Genomic DNA, 1,307 nt, shown 5'->3' on the forward strand with positions numbered 1-1,307 from the left:
CAGGGCGATCGCATCTTCCTGGCAGTTTGGGGTAGGAGTTACGCGGAGTTACCGGGTGGGTTGGACAGGAGTGGGGGGAATGTGCTCGACGGGGCGGATGGACAAGCCCCCGACCCCAACGGCGAGCCTCGTGAAGTACTTCTCCAGCCTGAAGGACCCGCGCGTCGAGCGGACGAAGAAGCATTCGCTGAGCGACATGCTCGTGATTGCCGTGTGCGGCTTCATCTGCGGGGTGGACAGTTGGGTGGAACTGGAGGAGTTCGGAGAGGCGAAGCGGGAGTGGTTTGAAGGCTTCCTTGAGCTGCCCCACGGCATTCCCTCGCACGACACCTTCGGCCGACTCTTCGCGGCGTTGGACCCGGAGGCCTTCAGCCGCTGCTTCATCGCGTGGGTGAAGGCGGTCGCGGAGGTGACGGACGGGGAAGTGGTGGCCATTGACGGCAAGACGCTGCGGAGAAGCTTCGACCGGGCGTCTTCCAAGGCGGCCATTCATATGGTGAGCGCCTGGGCTTCGAGGAATGGCCTGGTGCTGGGGCAGGTGAAGACGGACGAGAAGTCGAACGAAATCACGGCCATTCCGAAGCTGCTCGAGTTGCTGCACCTGGAGGGCTGCATTGTCACCCTCGATGCCATGGGGTGTCAGCGGGAGGTCGTCGCGCGGATTGTGGAGAAGGGCGCCGACTACGTCATCTGCGTGAAGAGCAATCAGGAGGCCCTGCACGAGGCCCTGCACGACTTCTTCCAGGAAGCGCGAGAGGAGCGCTTCGAGACGGTACCGCACGCATACACCGAGACAGTGGACAAGGAGCATGGCCGCTTCGAGAGGCGGCGGTATTGGATTACCTCCCAGCTGGACTGGTACCGGCACAAGAGAGAGAGCTGGGCGGGCCTCACCAGCGTTGGCATGGTGGAGGCGGAGCGCACGGTGGACGGCAAGACGTCCAGAGAGGTGCGCTACTTCATCAGCAGCCTGACCGGGGATGATGCGCAGAAGTTTGCCTCGGCTGTGCGACGGCATTGGACCGTGGAGAACAACCTGCACTGGGTGCTGGATGTGGCTTTCGGCGAGGACGACAGCCGCGTTCGCAAGGACAACGCGCCGGAGAACATGGCAATGCTGCGCCATCTGGCTCTCAACCTGCTGAAGGCAGACACGACGACGAAGGTGGGAATCCAGACTCGTCGCAAGAAGGCCGGCTGGGATGTGCGTTTCCTGGCCCACCTGCTCGGCGTGAAGGGGGCCTATACCCCTCGGCCCCCCAAGCGGAAGCCCGCCGCCTCCCGCAGGTGAAGATGCGATTCCCCTG

At 63.5% G+C, this 1,307-nt stretch carries 1 protein-coding gene; it reads left to right on the forward strand.

Annotation, left to right across the window (positions count from 1 at the left end; translation table 11 throughout):
• The first annotated feature begins 97 nt into the window (after positions 1 to 97).
• Entirely contained in the window at positions 98 to 1,291 is a 1,194-nt protein-coding gene (locus K8638_RS44185) for an ISAs1 family transposase (protein WP_223760811.1), read from the forward strand.
• Positions 1,292 to 1,307 lie beyond the last annotated feature (16 nt).

The organism is Myxococcus sp. RHSTA-1-4, assembly GCF_020037125.1.
Taxonomy (GTDB): Bacteria; Myxococcota; Myxococcia; order Myxococcales; family Myxococcaceae; genus Myxococcus.